This is a genomic window from Mesorhizobium vachelliae (assembly GCF_033977325.1).
GTDB lineage: Bacteria > Pseudomonadota > Alphaproteobacteria > Rhizobiales > Rhizobiaceae > Mesorhizobium > Mesorhizobium vachelliae.
The window spans coordinates 1-1,340 of sequence record NZ_JAVIIR010000066.1 but is presented as its reverse complement, the minus strand read 5'-3'; the positions used below and the strand labels follow the sequence as shown (position 1 = coordinate 1,340).

At 63.4% G+C, this 1,340-nt stretch carries 1 protein-coding gene; it reads right to left on the bottom strand.

Features of this window, described 5'->3' with window-relative positions:
- Window positions 1-46: 46 nt before the first annotated feature.
- Entirely contained in the window at window positions 47-1,243 is a 1,197-nt protein-coding gene (locus RFM41_RS34030) for an IS256 family transposase (RefSeq protein WP_320253516.1), read from the bottom strand.
- Window positions 1,244-1,340: the final 97 nt, after the last annotated feature.

The following is a 1,340-nucleotide window of genomic DNA, read 5'->3' as shown; positions in this document are numbered from 1 at the left end:
GGTTGTGTGCGTCAAGTTCAGCAAAAAGGGGCGGCCCTGTTGCTGGTCATGCGGCTTGGCGTAGGGCGAGCTTCTTGTGCTCGCGCAGGTCGTCCATGTTGATGTAGCGATTGGCCTCCATCCAGTTCTCGTTGGTCTCGACGGCGAGCGCCCTGACGAGGCGCAGGCAGCTTTCGGCGTTGGGGAAGATGCGCACGACATAGGTGCGCCGGCGGATTTCCTCGTTGAGGCGTTCGAGCATGTTGGTGGACTTGAGATGCTTGTGGTGCTGGCGCGGCAGGCAAAAGAAGGTCAGCGTGCGCTCGATGGTCTCCTCCACCCACGTCGTCAGCCTTGGATAGCGGCCCGACCATTTGGACAGCCATGCGGCGAGATCGGCTTTGGCCTCGGCGAGATCGCGCCGGTCGTAGAGCCAGCGCAGCTCCTGCAGGCAGTCGTCGGCATGCTTCCTCGGCAGATGATCGAGCGCGTTCCTGAGGAAGTGCACGTAGCAGCGCTGCCAGGCGGCTTCGGGGATCACCTCGCCGATTGCCGCGACGAGGCCGGCATGGTCGTCGGACACGACCAGCTCGACGCCCTTGAGGCCGCGCGCCTTCAGCGAGACGAGAAAGTCTTTCCAGGCCGAACGGCTCTCGCGATTGGCCATCTCCACAGCCAGGATCTGACGCCGCCCGTCCCAGTCGATGCCGACCGCAATCAGCACCGCCTGGCTCGTGACGATGCCGGCCTCGCGCACCTTCTCGTAGCGGGCGTCGAGGATGAGATAGGCAAAGGGCTCTTGAAGCGGCCGCTCGGCAAAGGCCTTCAGGCTCTCGTCCAGCCGCTTGTTGATGGCCGAGATCGACGAGGCGGAGAAGGCATGACCGCACAGCTCCTCGGTGATCGCCTTCACCTTGCGAGTCGACACGCCCTGCACGTACATCTCCGCAAGGGTGGCCACCAAGGCGCGCTCGGAACGCTGGTAGCGCTCGAACAATTCGGTCGAGAAGCGGCCCGCCCGATCCTGCGGAACCCGCAGCTCAAGCTTGCCGACCCGCGTCACAAGCGTGCGGCCGTAATAGCCAGAGCGATAGCCAAGACGCTCCGGCGTGCGCTCGCTCTTCGAAGCGCCCAGCGCCTCGTCCATCTCGGCCTCGAGCACCTCCTGCATCACCGCGCGGATCACCTCGTGCAATCCATCCGGGTTCGAAAGCAGAATGTCTTTGACGGCGGCTATGGCGGATTTATCTTCAGTCTTGGTCATGGTGGCGTTCCTTCGCGGGAATCGGTGACGTGAACAATCACCAGCCTGCCATGACCGCCCTCTCTCGGCGAATTTGCAGAACTCTCAGCACACTACC